A 20,687-nucleotide genomic window follows, 5' to 3' on the forward strand; every position below is an offset into this window, starting at 1 on the left:
TTACGCCCTGATTGGCCAGATGCAGGGCCTGATTGTTCATGTTGGCATAAAGGTCACGCTGCGAACGCAGCACCTCCATCACCCGCGCATTGCCCCAGCGCGGCCAACTGTGCGAGGCGAACAGCACTTCGGCTTCGGGGAACAGGTGGATGGCGTTGTTGATTTCCTTCGACCAGTTCAGCGAATCCCGTACCTGCGCACCGCGCAGCGTGTAGATATTGTGAATGGTGGCCGTCACCATCTCGGCCGTCCAGAGGGCCTTCATGTCGGGGAAATAGGTGTTCATCGCCACCGGCGCCTCGGTGTCCGGGGTGTTCTGGAACTGCATCCTTACGCCATCGATGGTCAGTTCCTCGATCGCCTTCGAAATGCTGACGGTGGGGGCGATCAGGCCCGGCGCCCCGGCCGAGACATTCTTGCCGATCGACTGATCGACATGGCCGAACGGGCTGCGCCGCAGGATCGTCGCATACTGGATACGGCTGCGCCTCGTCATGGCGTTGCCGGCAAAGATGTTTTCGGAAACCGCCTCGTGCAGAAAGCCTTCCGGCGCGATCACCGGCACCTTGCCGGACCGCACGTCTGCCTCATCGACCACACCGCGAACGCCACCGAAATGGTCGATGTGCGAATGCGAATAGACCACGCCCGTGACCGGCCGCGCCCCCAGCGTGTCGTTGATGAATTTCAGCGCCGCGCGCGCCGGTTCGGCGGTGGTCGCCGGATCGAAGATGATCCAGCCCTTGTCGCCCTTGACGAAGGTGACGTTCGCCATATCAAAGCCGCGCACCTGATAGATTTTGCCCGGCAGCACCTCGTACAGGCCATAGCCCATGTTCAGGACCGCCTGCCGTTGCAGCGAGGGGTGGATGCTGGGGAAATCCTTGCCCTGCAACAGCCACTGGTAGCTTTCCATGTCCCAGGCGATGTGGCCGGCGTCTGCCATGATCTTGGTGTAGGGCGGCGCCTTCAGGAAGCCGCGCTTGCTCTCGGCGAAGTCTCGCTCGTCCTCGAAGGGAAGCTGTTTCAGCAGTTTTTCGCGCGCTGCGATCGTCGCCGCCGAGGCCTGCTGGCCCTGCGGATGGAAATGCACCCCCTTCGCGGCATTCGGGTCGAGCAGCGGGTTGGTGCCGGACTGTGCGACAACCGCCCCGGATGCCAGCAGCAGTGCGGTGAAAACCAGCGGATGCCGGGCGTTGCGCCCGGTCTTGCTGTTGCTGTGGTCGTTGCTGCTGCTCATCTTCGTTCCCCGGCAAGTTGTTTGTCGGGGCAGCTTTTTATGCGGGCGCCAGCCGGGGAATAGGCGGGTCGCTGTTCAGGGGGCGTCAACCTGAGGTTGACGCCTCGGATTGCGGCAGCAGTTCGCGGATCAGCGCGATGACGGCGTCGGACGCCGGGGAATGCGCACGCGCGGGCGTGAGGCAGTGGACATGATGGCTGAACCCCTCCCACGCGACGGGCAGCGCCACAAGGCCGTATCGGCTGATGATGCCAGTGGCGACGAAGCGCGAACAGAACAGCAGCAGATCGGAATCGGCAACCGTTTCAGCCAGACTGTCGAAATCCGGGCCGACGAACGCGATGTCGGCATCGCGCCCCGTCTGTTCGCGATACCATTGCAGGAAGCGCGCAGAATATGTGAAGCCCGCCAGCCCATAGCCGCCGATGGCCGTCGGCGAAACCGGCCCGCCTCCCAGCAGTGGATGGCCGGCGCGCACCAGCACAACCGAGTGCAGGGTCTGGATATGCTGGCAGACGAGACCCGGCGGCAGGGCGACATCCTCGATATGGCAGAGCGCCACATCGATCCGGCCCTGCGTGATTGCCCGTATCAGTTCCGCCGGATAGCCAAGCTCGATCGTCAGGCGCAGCGCCGGCCATCGACGCCGCGCCTCGGGCACGACGATCCGGGCTACGGCGGGCGCCGGAATCGGGCCGCAGCCGATCCGCACAAGGCCCGAAAGTGTGAGGCTGCCCGCGCGAAACGCCTGTTCGGCTGCCCCCAGCGCAAGCAGCGCTTCGCGCCCGGCAACCAGAAGTGCCTGCCCCGGCCCGGTAAGGCGGGCGCCGCCGGAACTGCGTTCGAATACGGGGGCGCCCAGCCGCGCCTCGGCCTGGCGAACGGTCTTGCTGACGGCGGTTGCCGAAATGCCAAGGGCAAGCGCCGCGCGGCGCAGGCTGCCTTCATCCGCCACGCACAAAAGGGTGGCCATCTCGCGCGAGCCAAGCGCATGGCCGCTGCTGTAGCTGCGGAAACTCATCGTGCGGAAATGGGCCGTCGGTGCACGGGCGCCTTCCTAGCACGCCCGTTTGCCGCAGGATACCGTTGTGCAGCCGGCCGCTACTCCCTAATCTGCGTCAAAATCGGGGGATGTGGCAATGGCGGCAAAGCGATCACTGGCAGGGCGCGCGCTGCGCATGCTTTTGTGGCTGGTGGCAATCCTGTTGCTGGTCGCGCTGCTGGCTGCGGGCTGGTTCTGGTGGCGGATGGAAGGTTCGGTGCCAAAGCTCGAGGGGGAAGTCGCGCTCGCCGGGCTTTCGGCCCCGGTAACTGTCGAGCGCGACGCGCTTGGAACCCCCACCATCACCGGCCAAACACGGGCCGATGTCGCGCATGCGCTTGGGTATCTGCACGCGCAGGACCGCTATTTCCGGATGGACATGCAGCGGCGCTTTGCCGCCGGTGAACTGTCGGCGCTGGCCGGTGGCGCGATGGCCGAAGTCGACCGGCGCGTCCGCCCGCACCGGTTCCGGGCGCGGGCGAAAGCGGCGCTGGCCGCCATCAGCGCTGCCGACCGCGCGCTGCTCGACGCCTATGTCGCGGGCGTCAATCAGGGGCTGGGTGGCCTGCGCACCCAGCCGTTCGAATATCTGCTGCTGCGCGGCGAAGCCGAACCGTGGCGGCCCGAGGACAGTTACCTCGCCGTCATCGCCATGTATCTGAACCTGCAACCGGCCACGCCGATCGGCGAGCTGGATCGTGCGCGTGCGGCAAGGCTGCTGGGTGCCGAAATGTCGGCGTTCCTGTATCCCAACACCACCGAACTCGATGCGCCGATCGACGACAGCCGCCTGCCTGAACCGCCGATGCCATCACGGGTGCGGGCGCTGGCCGCGCCGCCCGCCGTTGCGGGGGCCGGGCCGGCAACATCTGCCGACGTGCGGATCGGCGAAGCGGTCGGTTCGAACAACTGGGCCGTCACGGGCGCGCATACACGCAACGGTGCGGCGCTTGTCGCGAACGACATGCATCTGGGGCTGGACGTGCCGTCGATCTGGTATCGGGCGCGCCTTCGGGTGCAGCCGCGCGCGGGAAGCGCGGAACCTGCACTCGATGCAACCGGCGTGACGCTGCCGGGCGTTCCGTTCATGGTTGCGGGATCGAACGGCAGGATCGCCTGGGGCTACACCAACAGCTACATCGATACGGCGGACGCCGTCATCGTCGACTGGATCGACCGCAGCGCCGGAACCTACCGCACGCCCGACGGCCCCCGCCAGATCAAGCGGATCGATGAACGGCTCTGCATCCGCACAACCTGCGAAACCCTGCCGGTGCGCGAAACCATCTGGGGGCCGATCGTCGCAACCGACGCCTTCGGCCGCGAAATCGCCATGCGCTGGACTGCGCACGAAGTCGACGCGATCCGCCTTGGACCGGCCGTCGAACTGGAACATGCCGCAAGCGTGCCCGAGGCCATCGCCATCGCGCAGCGGGCAGGAATTCCGCAGCAGAACTTCACCGTAGGAGACAGCGCCGGCAGCATCGCCTGGACGATCATCGGCCGGGTGCCCAGGCGCATCGGCTTCGACGGGCAGGAAGCCGTAAGCTTTGCCGACGGCACCCGCCGCTGGGACGGTTATCTTGCGCCAGCCGATACGCCGGTCGTGGTGAACCCGCCATCCGGCCGCATCTGGACGGCGAACGCACGGGTCGTCGGCGGTGACGGCTTCGCAAAGCTTGGCGACGGCGGCTATGATGTAGCTGCGCGCGCCGGGCGCATCCGCGATCTGCTGCTGCAAAAGGACCGGTTCGCGCCAGCGGATTTTCTGGCGATCCAACTGGACGACCGGGGAACCCGCAACGAATTCTGGCAGCAGTTGATGCTGGCGGAACTGGAACGCCACCCCGATTCGCGCATGAAGGCGATGATCCCGCACGTCGCCAACTGGGGTGGCCGGGCAGTCCCCTCGTCTGTCGGCTATCGCCTGGTCGACCGGTTCCGCACCGAACTGGTGGAGGGGATCTACGAGGCCTGGCTACAGACGCCGCCAAAATCGTCGGGCCGCCGCACCTATCTTGCATCGCAGGCGGAAGGCCCCGCTCGCCGCCTGCTGCGCGAACGCCCGGCGGCGCTGGTGCCAACCGGCTATCGCGACTGGCGGGCGTTCATCGATCATGCGCTGGACGAGGTTGCCGACGACATCGAGGAAAAAGCCGGCGGCCGTCTGGATGCCTATGTCTGGGGCGATGTAGGCCGCGCCGGGATCTCGCACCCGCTTGCCCGCGCGTTGCCGCCGCTGGGCTGGGTGACCAACCCCAAAGACACCGCCATACCCGGAGACCGGCCAACCGTCAGGGCGGCCGCGCCGGGGTTCGGCGCTTCGGAACGCTTCGCCGTATCGCCGGGGCACGAAGCCGAAGGCATATTCCACATGCCGGGCGGGCAGGCCGGAAGCCCGCGCACGCCCTATTATCTGGCCGGCCACGAGGACTGGATCGAAGGCCGGGCAACGCCATTCCTGCCCGGCAAGGCGAAATGGACGCTGCAACTGAAGCCCGAATAGCGGCCCTTCAGGGCGCCGATGCGTGGATCACCAGCGCATGCACGCGCTCGGCCAGCAGGTCGGCCAGCGCGCGATTGACTGCCCGCTGGCATTCTACCCGCCCGAGGCCGGCGAATCGCGCCGACACGATCTCGACGATGAAGTGGCTTTCGCCGCGCGGGTCGTGGCCGGCATGCCCGAGGTGGCGGCCGCTGTCGTCGGTGACGACGAGCCGGACCGGCTGAAAATTCTGCCGCAGCCGTCGTTCGATCTCGTCTTTTACTTCGCCCATGGTCGGCCTCTGTCGTTGCTTGCGGTATGCCCTATTATATGACCGGGCCTGACGGCAAGGAACGGGCAGAATGGCGGTTGGAGCATGAAACTGGCGGGCGGCGCATTTCCGGGGGAACGGCCCTGCGCCCATCCCGGCTGCCCGGAAGCCGGACAGTATCGCGCGCCACTGCACCGGCCGGGCAGTTCGTTCGCTCCACCATCGGGACCGGGCGAATGGCAGTATTTCTGCCTGCCGCATGTGCGCGCCTTCAACGCCGGATGGGACTATTTCGACGGCATGGACGAAGACGCCATCTGGCAGGCGCAAACCCCCTACCCCACCTGGGACCGCGAAACCCGCGCATTCGCCCACAACGCGATGGCCAGCGAAGAACGCGTGAACGACACGCTGGGGGTGCTGCGATGGAAGGCGGCATCCGCCGCGCACCCGGCGAAAGCGCTTTGCCGCGAAGACCGGCAGGCGCTGGCGCGGCTTGGCCTGCCCGAAAGCGCGAGCCTTGCCGAAGTGAAGGCGAAATATCGTCAGCTTGCCCGCCGCACCCATCCCGACGCCAACGAAGGCCGCCGGACGCACGAGGACCACTTCCGCGCCCTGACCGAGGCCTATTCCCACCTTCGGCAGAGCAAGACCTTCAACCAGCGCTGACTTCAGCCTGCACCGGCTGCGGCATCGGCGCGATGCCAGCGCGGATCACCCGCAGCGCGTTTTCCCCCATCACGGCAGCGATCTCGTCAGGGGTGAACCCCTCGTCCAGCAGGGCCTGCGTCACCTGCACCAACTGCCCGGTATCGAACCGCACGGTGGTTGCGCCGTCATAGTCGCTGCCAAGCGCCACATGGCCGATGCCCACCAGATCACGCACATGCCGGATGGCCCTGGCGGCAGCGCGCGGAGAAGTATCGCAGACCGCGCCATCCCAGTAGCCGATCGCCACCAGCCCGCCGGTTGCGGCAACGCCACGGATTTCGGCATCGGTCAGGTTGCGGTTTACCTTGCAGGTGGCCTGCACGCCGCCATGACTGGAGACGACGGGCCTGCGCGCCGACGACAGGATTTCCGCCAGCGCCGCATGGCTGACATGCGCCACATCGACGATCATGCCGCGTTCCTCCATCCGGCGGATGATGCCGCGCCCGAACGGGGTCAGCCCGCCCTTGGCGACGCCGTGCATCGACCCGGCCAGTTCATTGTCGAAGAAGTGCGTCAGGCTGGCCATGCGGAACCCGGCAGCATACAGCCTGTCAAGATTTTCCGCTTTTCCTTCAAGGTTCTGCAATCCCTCGATAGTCAGCATCGCGCCGACCGGGGCTGTCGCCTGCTGGCGCGCCTGCATCAGGCTGTCGAACGACGAAGGATCGACCACCTTTTGCAGTGCACCATCCGAAGCGGCCACCGCGCGATCGAGCTTCTGCGCGTGGAACAGCGATCGCTCGACAAGGGAAAACCATGTTCGAAACGGCTGCAACTGGAGAATCGTCAGCATGGTGATGCTGTCGGTGTCGCCGCTGTTGCCGTCATAGTTCATGCCGCGCGGCGTCTTGCTGACCGACGAGAACAGTTGCAGCGCCACATGCCCCTGTTGCAGGCGCGGCAGGTCTTCGTGGCCATGCTCCGCCTGGCGCAACAGATCACGCTTCCACATCAAGGTGTCGGAATGCAGATCGACGATACGAAGTCGCGCATGCAACGCGCGCGCTTCGGCGGAGACGGGGATCAGCGGCTTGCCGTCGATCCGGTTCATCCTCCGGTCGATGGCTTCCGGCCCGAACCAGAACGCCCCGCCGGCAAGTAACGCCAGAACCGCTGGAATCCAGATCCTCTTGCGCATATGTCCCCTCCCGTTAACTGCCCTCAGCGGCGGCGCAGCTTGTCGCGATCCAGTTCGCCGACGCTTCGCACCCCCATCAGCTTCATGTCGCGTTCGATCTCGGCGCGAAAATTGCCAAGGCTCGCGCGGACGCCTGCCTCTCCTGCGGCGGCAAGCGCATAGAGATAAAGGCGACCGCCCGAACAGGCGCGGGCACCGGCCGCCAATGCCTTCAGAACATGCGTACCGCGGCGAATGCCGCCATCGCAGATGATTTCGATCCTGTCGCCCACGGCATCTGCCAGTTCGGCGATCTGGTCGAACGGCGAGCGGCTGCCATCCAGTTGCCTGCCGCCGTGGTTCGAAACCATGATCGCGGTTGCACCGATGTCGATCGCGCGTCTGGCATCGGCTACGCTCATGATGCCCTTCAGGCAGAAGGGTTTGTCGCCCCAGCTCTTGCGGATGTCCTCGGCCTGCCGCCAGTCGAGCGATTGATCCAGCATCTGCGTGAAATAGTCGGCAACCGACATCGCCCGCGACGAACCTTCGGCAAGGTGCGTCTCGAGATTGGGCAGGCTGAAACGTTCGCGGAACAGGAAGTTCAGCGCCCAGGCTGGTTTGGTCGCATATTCGAACATGGTCGATGGCGTAAGCCGGGGCGGGCTGGTGAACCCCGTCCGCAGACAGCGTTCCCGGTTGCCGCCCACGATCGTGTCCACGGTCAGCGTCAGACAATCGAAACCCGAGTCCCGCGCGCGCTGCACCAGGCTTTCGTTCAGCCCCTTGTCCTTGTGCACGTAAAGCTGAAGCATCTTCGGGCCATCGACGGCCCGGCCGATTTCTTCAAGGCTGACGGTCGACAGCGACGAAACCCCGAAATAGGTGCCGAACGCCGAGGCCGCCCGCCCGACCGCGCGCTCTCCCTGCCAGTGGAACAGCCGTTGCAACGCCGTGGGGCTGAGGAACAATGGCATCGCCAGCCTGCGGCCCAATACCTCGACCGACATGTCGATTTCGGCAACACCGGCCAGCACATCCGGAACCAGATCCACCTCGTCGAAGGCGCGGGTATTGCGCTCTTTCGTCACCTCGTCGTCGGCGGCGCCGTCGATATAGTGGAACACCGGTCCCGGCAACCGGCGGCGAGCGAGGTCGCGAAAGTCGCTGACATTGTGGCAATCGGCAAGGCGCATGCCCGTTCATTATCGCGGGCCGGCGGCACGCGAAAGGCGCGATCGTCACCCTCGCGCATTCGGCAGGAGCAGATGCCGCAGGGCGGTTCACCCCTTGCGGTTTCGCGCCGTGGGGGGCAACGGGAAGGGATGACCAGCCTCAACCTTGCCGCCGATACCGAGCGTCACGCGCCAACCGTGATGGACGCGCCCGACACCGAGGTCGACGCCCGCACAGTCTTCGGAGTGGACATCGACCTGAAAGTCCCCGCCTTCTCGAAGGCCGACGAACGGGTGCCCGATCTCGATCCCACCTACGTCTTCGACCCGGACACCACGCTGGCGATCCTTGCCGGCTTTGCCTTCAACCGGCGGGTGATGATCCAGGGCTATCACGGCACCGGCAAGTCGACGCACATCGAACAGGTGGCGGCGCGCCTCAACTGGCCGTGCATCCGCATCAACCTCGACAGCCACATCAGCCGCATCGACCTCGTCGGCAAGGATGCGATCGTCCTGCGCGACGGCAAGCAGGTGACGGAATTCCGCGAAGGCATCCTGCCCTGGGCCTTGCAAACGCCGACCGCGCTGGTGTTCGACGAGTATGACGCAGGCCGCCCGGATGTGATGTTCGTGATCCAGCGCATCCTCGAAGTCGAGGGCAAGCTGACCCTGCTGGACCAGAACCGGGTGATCCGCCCGAACCGCTGGTTCCGCCTGTTCGCAACGGCGAATACGGTCGGCCTCGGCGACACGTCGGGCCTGTATCACGGCACCCAGCAGATCAACCAGGGCCAGATGGATCGCTGGTCGATCGTGACGACGCTGAACTACCTCCCGGCCGAGACCGAGACCAGCATCGTCGCCGCCAAATGCCCGAACACCGACGTGAAGACGGTCGCCAACATGGTGAAGGTGGCCGACATGACGCGGCAGGGCTTCATCGCCGGCGATATTTCCACGGTCATGAGCCCGCGCACCGTGATCACATGGGCGCAGAACGCCGATATTTTCCGCAATGTCGGCTTTGCCTTCCGCGTCAGCTTCCTGAACCGCTGCGACGAAGCGGAACGCAGCATCGTCGCCGAATATTACCAGCGCGTCTTCGCCGAGGAACTCCCCGAGTCCGTCGTCGGGCGCGTGCGGAACTGACCTTGCGCCCAAGGGCATGGCGCCCATAGTGGCGCCATGGACCTTTTTGCGGATCAGTCGGCGGATGATGCAACCGCAGCGCGCGCGCCGCTTGCCGAACGGCTGCGCCCGGCATCGCTCGATGATGTCGTCGGCCAGCAGCACCTGCTTGGCGCTGCCGGTTCGCTCAGGCGGATGCTCGAAGCCGGCAGGCTTGCCAATCTGATCTTCTGGGGACCGCCCGGCACAGGCAAAACCACGATTGCCCGGCTGCTGGCCGAACGCGCCGGATACCGCTTCGTCGGCGTATCGGCGGTGATGACATCGACTGCCGACCTGAAAGCGATCTTTGCTGCAGCCCGCCTTGCGCCGCAGCGGACGCTGTTGTTCGTGGACGAAATCCATCGTTTCAACCGCAGCCAGCAGGACGGGTTTCTGGCGCCGATGGAGGACGGCACCATCACGCTGGTCGGCGCCACCACCGAAAACCCAAGTTTCGAACTGAATGCGGCCATCCTGTCGCGCGCGCAGGTGCTGGTGCTAGAACGGCTGGACGACGAGGCCCTGGGGCAGTTGCTGGCCCGTGCCGAGGCAGCCCAGGGCAGCCCCCTGCCGATCGACGCCGACGCCCGCGCCGCACTGATTGCCGGCGCCGACGGCGATGGCCGCTTCCTGCTGGGGCAGGCCGAAACGCTGTTTGCACTGCCGCCGTCGGCGCTCGGAAGCGGCCCACTCGATCGGGGTGCGATGGCGCAGGTTCTGCAACGACGCGTGCCCATCTACGACAAGGACCGCGACGGCCATTATGATCTGATATCGGCGCTGCACAAATCGCTGCGCGGCTCAGACCCCGACGCTGCGCTTTACTGGCTCGCCCGGATGCTGACCGCCGGCGAGGAACCGCTGTATCTGTTGCGCCGGATGGTGCGCTTCGCCAGCGAGGATATCGGCCTTGCCGACCCGCAGGCGCTCGTCGTCTCGCTGGCCGCAAAAGACGCCTATGATTTCCTCGGGTCGCCGGAAGGCGAACTGGCGATCGTCGAGGCCTGCCTCTATCTGGCGACGGCGCCCAAATCGAATGCCGCCTATGCCGCGCAGAAGGCCGCGTTCAAGGCAGCGCGGGAAAGCGGCAGCCTGCCGCCACCGAAAACCATCGTCAACGCGCCGACGAACCTGATGAAGGAACTGGGCCACGGCGCCGGCTATGCCTATGACCACGATGCCCCTGACGGTTTTTCCGGGCAGGATTACTGGCCCGAAAAACTGGGCCGCCAGCACTTCTACCGACCAACCGACCGGGGCCGCGAAAAGGCGATCGCCGAACGCATGGCCTGGTGGGAGGAACTACGTGAGCAACGCACGAAGCAACGGCGATAGCCTGCCCCGGTTCGAGGAATATATCGCGATCGACTGGTCGGGCGCGAAGGGCGTTCACCACCGGGGCATCGCGGTTGCGGTTGCGATCGCGGGCAATGCTGCGCCGCAAATCATTCCCGCGCCCCGCAAGGCAGGCTGGGCACGCGGCGAACTGGTCGAGTGGCTGGAAGCGCGGCCCCGGCCGGCGCTGGCCGGTTTCGATTTCTCGTTCGCGCCGCCGTTCGTCGATCGCGGGGCGTTCCTGCCCGGCCTGGCGACGGCCACCGACGGGCCGGGCTTCTGGGCGCACGTCGACTGCTGCTCGGACGACCCGGACTATGGCGCCCAGAGCTTCATGCTTGGGGAAGCGCGGCCGCATTTCTGGATGGGTGCCGCTGACGGCGCAAAAACGGATTTCCTGCGTTCGCGTGCCTGCGAACGGCAGTTCAATCAGGCAGGCGGCGGCAAGGCCTCGACCGTGTTCGACTGTGTTGGCGCGGCACAGGTTGCCAAGGCCAGCTTTTCCGGCATGCGGCTGCTGCACCGGCTGCGGGAAAGCTTCGCCGTCTGGCCGTTCGACCAGCCAGCCGGGCGCACCGTCGTCGAAATCTATACGCGCGCGATGCTGCGTCATGCCGGCGGCCGTGGCACCAAGCTGCGCGATACCGGCAGCCTGAACCGGGCATTGGCGACCCTTGGCAGCGATGCGGCGCTGGAGGATCGTCTGACCGATCACGAAACCGACTCGCTTGTGGCGGCGGCTGCCTTGCGCCAGCTTGCAGCCGATCCACGATGGTGGCGCCCCGCCGGGATGACGGCGGAAATCGCCCGCACCGAAGGATGGACGTTTGGCATCGGCTGAAGGGCGGGCTAAGGCAGGCGGAATGTTGAACTACCTCCTCGTCGGGCTTGGGGGCGCCGTTGGCGCCATGGCGCGCTATGGCGTCGGCCGCGCGATCGGCCCATCGCCCTCGGGCTGGCCGATGGCCACCTTTGCCGTGAACATCGCGGGCGGGCTGCTGATGGGCCTTCTGGGCGCCGTTCTGCTGCGTGTCGGCGGCGAACCGGTCCGGCTGTTGCTGGGCGTCGGCGTGCTTGGCGGCTTCACGACTTTTTCCGCCTTCTCGCTGGAACTGGTGCTGCTGATCGATAACGGCCACCCGCTGATGGCGGGCGCCTATGCGGCTGCGTCGGTGCTGGCTGCCATAACGGCGGTTCTTGCCGGCATGTGGATCGGCAGGCTCTGGGCATGAGCCAGGATTTCATCATCGCGGCCGACGACGACGGCATCCGCCTCGACCGCTGGTTCAAGCGCCACATGGCCGAAGTCAGCTTCAATCAGGTGAGCCGCTGGGCGCGGACCGGGCAGATCCGCCTGGATGGCGCCCGCGTCGGCCCCGGAGACCGGGTGACGCAGGGGCAGACCCTGCGCGTTCCCCCTGTCGAGCCGGTGGCGGCGCTGGCGGCAAGGCCCGCACGGCAACGGCGCGAACTGTCCGCCGAAGAAATCGAATTTGCGCAAAGCCTTGTCATCCATCGGTCGGAACATGCGCTGGTTCTGAACAAGCCGCCTGGCCTTGCGACGCAGGGCGGCACCCGCACGTTCGACCACGTCGATGGCCTTCTCGATGCGCTGATGTTCGACGCCCCTGCCCGCCCCAAGCTGGTGCACCGGCTGGACAAGGATACGTCGGGCGTGCTGCTGCTGGCGCGCACTTCGCGCGCGGCGGCATTCTTCGGCAAGTGCTTTGCCACGCGCGACACGCGCAAGATCTATTGGGCGATCACCGCCGGGGTGCCGCGCCTCGATGATGCGCTGATCGATCTGCCGCTGGCCAAGCAGCCAGGTACCGGCGGCGAAAAAATGCACGTCGACGAAGGCGCCGGACAGGCGGCAAAATCGCGCTTCCGCGTGATCGACCGCGCCGGAGACCGCGCCGCATTCGTGGAGATGCAACCGATGACGGGGCGCACCCACCAGTTGCGCGTGCACGCTGCTGCAACCGGCACGCCGATCGTCGGCGACGGCAAATATGGCGGCAAGGAATGTTTCCTGACGGGCGGCATCTCGCGCAAGATGCACCTGCATGCCCGCCGGCTGGTGATCGCGTTGCCGGATGGCGGCAAGCTCGATGTGAAGTCTGAACTGCCGCACCATTTTGCCGAAACGCTGGCAAGCCTCGGCTTCGAGGCAGCCGACGCCGACCTGCAACCGCCAGAACCGCCAAAGCCCGGGCAACGCAAATCGCGGCGGCTGTCGTCGGCCACCAGCGGAAACCGGCGCGGGGAGCGCCGCCAGAGAACGAAAACGAGAGGGAGTTGAACCATGGAACTCGATCGTCGTGAATGGATGCTGGGTGCAGCCGCAGCTGCAATGATCCCCGGTGCCGCGATGGCGGCAACCGGCGCAGACGGCGTGAAGGCCGCAGTCGATGCCGATCGTGAAGCCGGGCTGAAGCGGCTCGTCGACTGGATCGCCCACCCCGGCATTGCCGCCGAAAACTGGAAGATGGAGGACGCCGTCGACCACACGATGGCGCTGATGAAGGATGCCGGTTTCCAGACAGTCAAGAAAATCCCGACCAGCGGCCAGCCGGGCATCTTCGCCACGCTCGATTCAGGCGCCAAGCGCACGCTCGGCGTCTATTTCATGTATGATGTAAAACAGGTGAACCCTGCCGAATGGGCATCGCCGCCGTTCGAGGCGACGTTGGCCGACAAGCCCGGCAAGGGGAAGGTGCTGGTTGGGCGGGGCGCGGTAAACCAGAAAGGCCCGGAAATGGCCTTTCTGAACGCGCTGCACGCCTTCCGGAAGGCAGGCGTCAAACTGCCCGTCAACCTCGTGCTGGTGGCCGAGGGAGAAGAGGAAATCGCCTCGCCGCACTTCCACGAAATCGTGCAGAACCCGGAGGTGTTAAAGGCCCTGAAGAAGGCGGACGGCATCTTCATCCCTTCGGCCGGGCAGGCAGCGAACGGCAATGCGACGATCAACCTCGGCGCCAAGGGGCCACTGGAATTCCAGCTCATCTCCAGCGGCGAACGCTGGGGCCGCGGGCCTGCGGGCGACATCCACTCATCGAACCACGCCATGGTCGACTCGCCGGTCTGGCATCTGGTGCAGGCGCTGAATACGCTGGTCGAGGCCGACGGCCACACCCCCGCCATCGAAGGATGGTTCGACAATGTCCGACCGCTGACCGCACGCGAGCGGCAACTGATCGCGCAGAACGCCGCCGCCATGAGCGAGGCCGATGTAAAGGCCGCCTATGGCGTGAAGATGTGGATCAACGACGAACCCTGGGAAAAGGCGCTCGAACGGCTGGCCTCGCAGCCGACGGTGAACATCCAGGGGCTGGTTGCGGGCTATACCGGGCCGGGCGGCAAAACCGTATTGCCGGGCCGCGCCGAGGCCAAGCTGGAGGCGCGCCTCGTCCCGAACCAGACCAGAAAGGAAGCCGAAGAAAAGCTGCGCGCGCACCTGAAAAAGCGCGGCTTCGGCGACATCGAGGTAGTGGTGTCGGGCGGCTACGACCCGACGGAAACCGCCGAAGATTCCCGCCTCATCCGTGCCCAGCAGGCCGTCTATGCCAAATATGGCGCCAAGGCGACGCTCAACCCCCGGTCGGCCGGCTCGTGGCCGGGATCGGTGTTCACGCAGCCACCGCTGTCGCTGCCGGCCGGCCAGTTCGGTCTTGGCCATGGCGGCGGCGCGCATGCGCCCAACGAATTCCTGCTGATCGAAAGCAGCAATCCCAAGGTGCAGGGCTATGCTGGCGCCAGCAAGGCGTTCGTCGATTTCCTGTATGAAATGGCGAAGGTGAACTGACCGGTGCGGCCAAGGCTTGCGGTGTTCGATTGCGACGGCACACTCGTCGACAGTCAGGCCAACATCGTGCGCGCGATGCAGGAAAGCTTTGCCCGGCTGGACCTGGCGCCGCCGCCACCGCACGCCGTCCGCCGGGTGGTGGGGCTTAGCCTGCTGGAAGCGATGCAGGCGCTGCTGCCCGACGCCGACCATCGGCAGCACGCAGCGCTGGCCGAAGACTATAAGTCGGCCTTTCAGCGGCTTCGCGCCGACCGCCGCCTCGACCCCGAGCCGCTGTTCGAGGGCATCAGGCCGTTGCTGGACGGCTTGCTGGCCGATGGCTGGCAACTGGCCGTCGCCACCGGCAAAAGCGATCGAGGCCTGAGCATCTGCCTCGAACATCACGGGCTGGAACGGCATTTCACCAGTCTGCAAACCGCCGACCGCCACCCGTCGAAGCCGCACCCTTCGATGCTGCTGCAATGCCTTGCGGATTCCGGCGCGGATGCAGCCGATGCCTGCATCATCGGCGACACGGTATTCGACGTCGGCATGGGCGTGGCGTCGGGCGTGCGGGCAATCGGCGTCGAATGGGGCTATCACGAAACCAGCGAACTGCTGGACGCAGGCGCGGTGGGCGTCGCCGTCAACGCCGCCGAACTGAAGGCGCTCGTTTATGGCTGAGCGCGATCCGGCAATTGCGCGCCTCTGGCTGCTGACGGCCGTGCGGCTGGCCGGTGTCGGGCTGGCCGTTTCCGGGGTGGTGGTTGCCGGGCGCGCGGCAGGCGCCACGGCCACGATCGCGATCGGCGCGGGCCTGATGCTGGCGGGTGCCGCGATAACGCTGTTTGGCCCGCGCATGCTGGTGCGCCGGTGGCGGCGATGAAGCGATTCTGGAAGTCTGCTGAAGCCAGCACCACCGGGACAGGCCATGAAATCCTGCTGGATGGCAAGCCCCTGCGCACACCGGCCCGCCTGCCGCTGGTGCTGCCGGCGGCGGTGCTTGCACAGGCGATTGCGGCGGAATGGCAGGCGGTCGAGGGCGAAGTGGCCGCAGGCGCGCTGCCGCTGACCGGCCTTGCAAACGCCGCGATCGACATCGTCCAGCCTGATCCTCCTGCCTTTGCCGAGAGTCTGGCGCGCTATGCCGCAACCGACCTCACCTGCTATCGCGCCGACATGCCGGCGGCCCTTGCGGCGCGGCAGGCGCTGATCTGGGAACCGGCGCTGAAAGCAGTCGAAGAACGGCTGGGCGCATCGTTTCAGCGCACATCGGGCGTCATGCACATCGAACAATCGCCGGAAACGCTGGATGCGGTTCGTGGCCGCCTTGTCGCCCTGCCCTGCTTCGAACTTGCCGCGTTGCAGCCGATCGTCACCATCGCCGGATCGGTCGTGCTGGCGCTTGCACATCTCGATGGCGTACTGGACGCCCGGTCGGCGTTTGCCGCCGCCATGCTGGACGAGGACTGGCAGACCGAAAGCTGGGGCGCCGACGCCGAGACAGATGCTGTGCGCGCGCGGCGCGAAAGCGAATTCCTGTCGGCCGCGCGCTTCCTTGCGCTCTCACGGGGGTTGGTTGCAGGTGCGTGACACGCGCGCAAACCGCCGCTAGGCGCAACGCTGACAATTTGTGCAACAGGGAGCGATCCGATGGTGAAGGTGCTTGAAGGGCTTGAGATGCGGCGGGCAGCCGCGCGCCTTGGCGGCGGACAGGCCCGGATCGATGCTCAGCACAAGAAGGGCCGGCTGACCGCGCGCGAACGTCTCGAGATCCTGCTCGATGAAGGTTCGTTCGAAGAACTCGACATGTTCGTCGAGCATAACTGCATCGACTTCGGCATGGCGGAAACGCGCATTCCAGGCGACGGCGTGGTTACCGGATCGGGCACCATCAACGGCCGGCTGGTGTTCGTTTTCTCGCAGGATTTCACGGTGTTCGGCGGTTCGCTTTCCGAACGCCACGCACAGAAGATCTGCAAGGTGATGGACATGGCGATGAAGGTGGGAGCCCCCGTCATCGGCCTGAACGATTCGGGCGGGGCGCGCATCCAGGAAGGCGTCGCCAGCCTTGCGGGCTATGCCGAAGTGTTCCAGCGCAACGTGCTGGCGTCGGGCGTGGTGCCGCAGCTCTCGCTGATCATGGGTCCATGCGCGGGCGGGGCAGTCTATTCACCTGCCATGACCGACTTCATCTTCATGGTGAAGGATTCAAGCTACATGTTCGTGACCGGCCCGGACGTGGTGAAGACAGTCACCAACGAAGTCGTCACGCAGGAAGAACTGGGCGGCGCCATCACCCACACCACGAAATCGGGCGTCGCCGATCTGGCCATGGAAGACGATGTCGACGCACTGCTTCGGGCGCGCGACTTCTTCGACTTCCTGCCTCTGAACAACCGCACCGGCGCGCCGCACCGCGAAAGCACCGACCCGCACGACCGTCCGATCCCGTCGCTCGATACGCTGGTGCCTCCTTCGGCCACCAAGCCCTACGACATGCGCGAGCTGATCCGCAAAGTGGCCGACGACGGCGACTTCTTTGAACTGCAGCCGGGCCATGCGGGCAACATCCTGATCGGCTTTGCCCGCATCGAGGGCCACACCGTCGGCGTGGTGGCGAACCAGCCGATGGTGCTGGCAGGCTGCCTCGACATCAACGCTTCGAAAAAGGCCGGGCGGTTCGTCCGCTTCTGTGACGCCTTCTCGATCCCGATCCTTACGTTCGTCGATGTGCCGGGCTTCCTGCCGGGCGTCGCGCAGGAACACAACGGCATCATCAAGCACGGCGCCAAGCTGCTGTTCGCCTATGCCGAAGCAACGGTGCCCAAAATCACCGTCATCACCCGCAAGGCCTATGGCGGCGCCTACGACGTCATGGCCTCGAAGCACCTGCGGGGAGACTTGAACTACGCCTGGCCGACAGCGGAAATCGCGGTCATGGGCGCCAAGGGCGCAGTCGAGATCATTTTCCGCAAGGACATCGGCGATCCGGACAAAATCGCCGAGCGCACGAAGGAATATGAAAGCCGCTTCGCCAATCCGTTCGTTGCCGCCAGCATGGGCTTCATCGACGAAGTGATCATGCCGCATTCGACGCGACGGCGGATTGCCGTCGGCCTTCGCAAGCTGCGCACCAAGCGGCTGGAAAACCCGTGGAAAAAGCACGATAATATTCCGCTCTGAACATCAAGAAAACGTAGCATACGGCCGGGCGCCCGTTCACCGGGCGTTCGGAAATCGGGCAGGTTTTGGGCAAGTTGCTGCCCTCATGCGGTCGCAATCGGGGCTTAGCCGGGCAGCGTGATGCTGTCCGTATCCAATGGTCAGGCCAAGAAGCCCACGGGTGCCCACGGCAGTGGCAGGTTCTCGCTGTCGCCCGCGACCCAGCGGCTCCTGTCGGTCGCATTCTCGGTCGGCATCCTTGCCTATCTCGGGCGGTCGATCGCGTCGGTCGGCTGGGATCAGGTAATCGCCGCACTGCCGCGCAACCCGCTGTTCTATCTGCTGTTCATCGTTTCCTACATGGCGCTACCGGTCTCAGAGTTTGCCATTTTCCGGCGCTGGTGGCCGCTCGGCTGGCGTTCGATCGCCGTCTTTTCCCGCAAGCGTGTGCTGAACGACGCCGTGCTGGGCTACGCGGGCGATGCGTATCTGTTCATGTGGGCCAAACGGGCGCTTGGCGCGCGCGAAGTCGGCGCCGGGCCGCTGGCCGCCGTCAAGGATGTGGCCATCATGTCGGCGCTGGCCGGAAATGTCGGCACGCTCGTCATGCTGGCACTGGCGCTGTCGCTTGGCGGTGGCGAAGCGGTGTCGCAGGCATTTTCCGGCGCCGCCATGCGGCCCGTCGGCATCGGCTTTGCAATCGTCACGGCGATCAGCCTTGCGATCCTGCTGTTCAGCCGCCGGGTGATGAGCCTTTCGGCGCATGAAAATCTGATCGTGTTCGGCCTGCATTGCGCGCGGCTCGCCTTGTCGTCAGGGCTGCTGATGCTGGCGTGGATCATCGCCATTCCGCAAGTACCGGCCGGAACCTGGGTTGTCCTCGAAGCGATGCGGCTGGTCGTCGCCCGGCTGCCGTTCCTGCCCAACAAGGATCTTCTGTTCGCAGCCATCAGCGTCAGTCTTACGGGCGCTGCCGCACCGCAGATCGCCGCGCTGATGGCCGCTGCGGGCGCGTTGTTCATCATCTGTCACGCCGCCTCGTATCTGCTGGCATCGCTGGTCGAAAGGCACGGCAGCACGATCATTCCCGAACGGCTTCCCCATCCGGCGGCAGGCTGCGCATGATGCGTCGGTGGCTTGCCATTCTGACATTGCTGCTGGCCGGTGCCCCGGCGGCGGCCCAGATCCTGGGGCAGGATGCCGCCGCCTGCCGGCCGGGTTCCGGGCGCGACGCGGTGCTGCTGACGGTCGATGGCTTCAAGAACAGCGATGGCGAACTGCGCGTCGAGCTGTGGCCCGCAAACGACCATGACTTCATGCGCAACCACAATGAACTGCTGGCTGAGGGCAAGACCTATTATCGGGTGACAGTGCCGGTTCCGGTGTCCGGCGTGGCGAAGGTTTGTGTGCCGCTGCCCGGCCCCGGAAGCTATGCGCTGGGTGCGTTCCATTCGCCGCGCGGGATCAACAAGTTCAACTTCCGCGATGATGGCGCGACCTTCACGCGAAATCCGAAGGTCGGCATTTTCAAGTCCAAGCCGCGCGCCAGCGAAGTGGCGATGCAGTTCGGCAGCGGGCTGAATGAATCGAGCGTCACCATGAATTACCTGCGGGGCCTCGGCTTCGGCCCGATACCGAAAGCCGACATTCCGGCCGCAGCGCAGAAATAGGGGCAAGCATGCACATCGTCGATGTCGCCGAATTCTATGCACCACTGGGGGGCGGCGTAAAAACCTATATCGATGCCAAGATGGCCTATGCCGCGCAGGCAGGCGTGCGGCTGAGCGTAATCGCGCCCGGCCCGGAAAACCGCGTCGAGCCGCGCGACGGCGGCCAGTTGATCTATGTGAAAGCTCCGGCGATCCCGATGGATCGTCGCTATCATCTGTTCTCGAAGGCAGCGCCCGTCGTCGAGCTGCTGGACGAACTGCGCCCCAACGTTGTCGAAGCATCGTCGCCGTTCCGGGGCGCATGGATCGTCGCCAACTGGCAGGGCCGCGTCGCCGAGCGCGCGCACCGGGCGCTGTTCATGCACGCCGACCCGGTGGCCGCCAATGTGCAGGTCTGGGTGCAGAACTGGCTCAGCGCCGACAGCGTCGACAGGGCGTGCTTCTGGTACTGGCGCTATCTTGCCCGCACCGCGCGCCGCTTCAACAGCGTCATCGTCGGCAGCCACTGGTTTGCCGACCGCGTTGCCCGCCAGGCCGGAATCGCCTCCGACCTCGTGCCGCTCGGCGTCGACATGGACCTGTTCCATCCGTCGAAACGCGACAGCACGCTGCGCCGCAGCCTGCTTGCCGAATTCGGACTGCCGCCCTCGGCCAGACTGCTGGTCGGCGTGGGCCGCCACCACCACGAAAAGCAATGGCCGGTCGTGTTCGAGGCCGTGGGCGCGCTGAAGGATGAAGGTGTCGCCATGGTGCAAATCGGCAATGGCTTTGCCAACGACCGAATCAAAAAGGCAGCAAAAGCCGCCGGAAACGTCCATCTGCTGGGCCATGTGGGCGACAGGGAACGCCTCGCCCGCATCCTTGCGTCGGCGGATGCGATGGTGCACGGCAGCCGGGCCGAAACCTTCGGGCTGGTGGCCAGCGAGGGGCTGGCGTCTGGCCTGCCGCTGGTGCTGCCGTCGGCCGGGGGCTGTACCGATGCTGCCGATCCCTCGTGGTCGGAACTCTATCAGCCGGGCAACGCCGTTGCCGCGCGCGATGCGATCCATCGCCTGCTGACCCGCAACCCCGACCAGCTTCGCGTCAACGCGATCGGGGCGCGCCAGACCCGCATTTCAACGCCCAGTCAGCACTTCGAACGGCTGTTCAGTCTGTATCGCAACGCACCGCCGCCGGTGCTGACACAAACCCCGGTCGGCCGCAGCGAAGGCCCGGCGGGTATTCCGGCCGCCGCCTGACGGCCGGTCGCGCAGGCAAGATCATTCAGCCGCCTGTGCGAGCTCCGGCTTGGGGGCTGCCTTGACCGGCTGGAATTGCAGATTCCCATCCGGCAGCGGGTCGTTGCGGATCGAGATGCGGTCACGCAGATAGTCCTGCGTGTCGCGCCAGGGATCGGTGCCCGACTGGCGCGGCAGCACATCCATTGCCCGTTTCACATAGCCCGCGTTCAACAGCAGCGCCTCGTCCTCTACTTCGACGCGCCTGACCGGCGTCGCGATTGCCTGCCCCGGCTTGT

General features: G+C 65.8%; 20 protein-coding genes and 1 pseudogene. 15 read left to right on the forward strand and 6 right to left on the reverse strand.

Annotation, left to right across the window (positions count from 1 at the left end):
• On the reverse strand, positions 1–1,240 hold a 1,240-nt coding region (locus tag AC16JP_RS05575; protein WP_484339616.1), incomplete at its 3' end, for an alkyl/aryl-sulfatase.
• Positions 1,241–1,325: 85 nt separating this feature from the next.
• Positions 1,326–2,261 carry a LysR family transcriptional regulator gene (locus AC16JP_RS05580; RefSeq protein ID WP_484339617.1) on the reverse strand — a complete coding sequence of 312 codons (936 nt, stop codon included), beginning with the start codon at positions 2,259–2,261 and terminating at the stop codon, positions 1,326–1,328.
• 118 nt (positions 2,262–2,379) lie between these two features.
• On the opposite strand from AC16JP_RS05580, the gene AC16JP_RS05585 reads away from it, so the two are divergent.
• On the forward strand, positions 2,380–4,788 hold the full coding sequence (locus tag AC16JP_RS05585) for a penicillin acylase family protein (protein WP_484339618.1): 2,409 nt from the start codon (positions 2,380–2,382) through the stop codon (positions 4,786–4,788).
• Between the two features lie 7 nt (positions 4,789–4,795).
• Here AC16JP_RS05585 and AC16JP_RS05590 read toward each other — a convergent pair whose 3' ends face one another.
• A complete protein-coding gene (locus AC16JP_RS05590; protein ID WP_484339619.1) occupies positions 4,796–5,059 on the reverse strand; it encodes a BolA family protein in 264 nt (87 codons plus the stop codon).
• 84 nt (positions 5,060–5,143) lie between these two features.
• Here AC16JP_RS05590 and AC16JP_RS05595 point away from each other — a divergent pair, with 84 nt between their 5' ends.
• Entirely contained in the window at positions 5,144–5,707 is a 564-nt protein-coding gene (locus AC16JP_RS05595) for a J domain-containing protein (RefSeq protein WP_484339620.1), read from the forward strand.
• Here the strand turns inward: AC16JP_RS05595 and AC16JP_RS05600 are convergent.
• Both AC16JP_RS05600 and AC16JP_RS05605 read right to left on the reverse strand, forming a co-directional pair.
• Positions 5,694–6,890, reverse strand: a complete 1,197-nt coding sequence (locus tag AC16JP_RS05600) for a dipeptidase (protein ID WP_484339621.1) — start codon at positions 6,888–6,890, stop codon at positions 5,694–5,696. The two genes, AC16JP_RS05595 and AC16JP_RS05600, sit on opposite strands and share 14 nt — an antisense overlap.
• Before the next feature lie 23 nt (positions 6,891–6,913).
• Complete coding sequence (locus AC16JP_RS05605; RefSeq protein WP_484339622.1) at positions 6,914–8,065, reverse strand: alpha-hydroxy acid oxidase; 1,152 nt, start codon at positions 8,063–8,065, stop codon at positions 6,914–6,916.
• Between the two features lie 129 nt (positions 8,066–8,194).
• On the opposite strand from AC16JP_RS05605, the gene cobS reads away from it, so the two are divergent.
• From cobS to AC16JP_RS05670, 13 genes are all read left to right on the forward strand, one after another.
• Positions 8,195–9,196: a cobaltochelatase subunit CobS gene (gene cobS / locus AC16JP_RS05610; protein WP_484339623.1), complete on the forward strand. Its 1,002-nt coding sequence runs from the start codon at positions 8,195–8,197 to the stop codon at positions 9,194–9,196.
• Positions 9,197–9,232: 36 nt separating this feature from the next.
• On the forward strand, positions 9,233–10,552 hold the full coding sequence (locus tag AC16JP_RS05615) for a replication-associated recombination protein A (RefSeq protein WP_484339624.1): 1,320 nt from the start codon (positions 9,233–9,235) through the stop codon (positions 10,550–10,552).
• Complete coding sequence (locus tag AC16JP_RS05620; RefSeq protein WP_484339625.1) at positions 10,524–11,393, forward strand: hypothetical protein; 870 nt, start codon at positions 10,524–10,526, stop codon at positions 11,391–11,393. Before AC16JP_RS05615 ends, AC16JP_RS05620 begins: the two co-directional genes overlap by 29 nt.
• 22 nt (positions 11,394–11,415) lie before the next feature.
• Entirely contained in the window at positions 11,416–11,784 is a 369-nt protein-coding gene (locus AC16JP_RS05625; RefSeq protein ID WP_484339626.1) for a fluoride efflux transporter FluC, read from the forward strand.
• Entirely contained in the window at positions 11,781–12,854 is a 1,074-nt protein-coding gene (locus tag AC16JP_RS05630; RefSeq protein WP_484339627.1) for a pseudouridine synthase, read from the forward strand. Before AC16JP_RS05625 ends, AC16JP_RS05630 begins: the two co-directional genes overlap by 4 nt.
• Positions 12,855–12,857: 3 nt before the next feature.
• On the forward strand, positions 12,858–14,357 hold the full coding sequence (locus AC16JP_RS05635; protein ID WP_484339628.1) for a M20/M25/M40 family metallo-hydrolase: 1,500 nt from the start codon (positions 12,858–12,860) through the stop codon (positions 14,355–14,357).
• A 3-nt stretch (positions 14,358–14,360) separates the two neighbouring features.
• Positions 14,361–15,020, forward strand: a complete 660-nt coding sequence (locus tag AC16JP_RS05640; RefSeq protein ID WP_484339629.1) for an HAD hydrolase-like protein — start codon at positions 14,361–14,363, stop codon at positions 15,018–15,020.
• On the forward strand, positions 15,013–15,222 hold the full coding sequence (locus tag AC16JP_RS05645) for a hypothetical protein (protein WP_484339630.1): 210 nt from the start codon (positions 15,013–15,015) through the stop codon (positions 15,220–15,222). The genes AC16JP_RS05640 and AC16JP_RS05645 overlap by 8 nt, the downstream gene beginning before the upstream one ends.
• Positions 15,219–15,929, forward strand: a complete 711-nt coding sequence (locus AC16JP_RS05650) for an ATP12 family chaperone protein (RefSeq protein WP_484339631.1) — start codon at positions 15,219–15,221, stop codon at positions 15,927–15,929. The genes AC16JP_RS05645 and AC16JP_RS05650 overlap by 4 nt, the downstream gene beginning before the upstream one ends.
• Positions 15,930–15,989: 60 nt before the next feature.
• Positions 15,990–17,522, forward strand: a complete 1,533-nt coding sequence (locus AC16JP_RS05655) for an acyl-CoA carboxylase subunit beta (RefSeq protein WP_484339632.1) — start codon at positions 15,990–15,992, stop codon at positions 17,520–17,522.
• 120 nt (positions 17,523–17,642) lie between these two features.
• On the forward strand, positions 17,643–18,626 hold the full coding sequence (locus AC16JP_RS05660; RefSeq protein ID WP_484339633.1) for a hypothetical protein: 984 nt from the start codon (positions 17,643–17,645) through the stop codon (positions 18,624–18,626).
• Positions 18,626–19,171 carry a DUF2141 domain-containing protein gene (locus AC16JP_RS05665; RefSeq protein WP_484339634.1) on the forward strand — a complete coding sequence of 182 codons (546 nt, stop codon included), beginning with the start codon at positions 18,626–18,628 and terminating at the stop codon, positions 19,169–19,171. Before AC16JP_RS05660 ends, AC16JP_RS05665 begins: the two co-directional genes overlap by 1 nt.
• A gap of 8 nt (positions 19,172–19,179) precedes the next feature.
• Complete coding sequence (locus tag AC16JP_RS05670; protein ID WP_484339635.1) at positions 19,180–20,409, forward strand: glycosyltransferase; 1,230 nt, start codon at positions 19,180–19,182, stop codon at positions 20,407–20,409.
• A 21-nt stretch (positions 20,410–20,430) separates the two neighbouring features.
• On the opposite strand, the pseudogene AC16JP_RS05675 reads toward AC16JP_RS05670, so the two are convergent.
• A pseudogene (locus AC16JP_RS05675) lies at positions 20,431–20,687 on the reverse strand (hypothetical protein); the annotation flags it as partial.

This window comes from Sandaracinobacteroides sp. (genome assembly GCF_057137845.1).